Source organism: Dietzia sp. Die43 (assembly GCF_024519835.1).
Taxonomy (GTDB): domain Bacteria; phylum Actinomycetota; class Actinomycetes; order Mycobacteriales; family Mycobacteriaceae; genus Dietzia; species Dietzia kunjamensis.
Genome location: NZ_JALJRF010000079.1, coordinates 1 through 366 on the forward strand (window position 1 = coordinate 1; position 366 = coordinate 366).

General features: G+C 65.0%; 1 protein-coding gene. It reads right to left on the reverse strand.

Going from position 1 to position 366, the window contains the following annotated elements:
* Positions 1–366 (reverse strand): HD domain-containing protein (locus NR111_RS18320; RefSeq protein ID WP_256821641.1); only part of this gene is annotated, 366 nt, incomplete at both ends.

Below are 366 nucleotides of genomic sequence, written 5' to 3' on the forward strand. Positions count from 1 at the left end.
TGGCGAGCTGCGCCTCGAGCGAGGGCTGCTGCCCTTCGAGAAAGCGCCGCCCCAGATCGCCCAGCGTGGCGGCGTTGTTGCGTGAGCAGTGTTTGAGGATGCCCTCACGCGTCTCGAACGTGAGGTTCAAGCCGTCAAAGCCGCCGTAGCGCTCCTCCAGCCGATCCACCACCAACAGGCTCTGCAGGTTGTGCTCGAATCCGCCGTAAGGCTTCATGCAATCGTTGAGCGCATCCTGCCCCGCGTGGCCAAACGGCGTGTGCCCCAGGTCGTGCGCCAGAGAAATCGCCTCGACCAGGTCTTCGTTCAACCGCAGGCTGCGCGCGATCGAGCGGGCGATCTGCGCGACTTCCAGGCTGTGCGTCA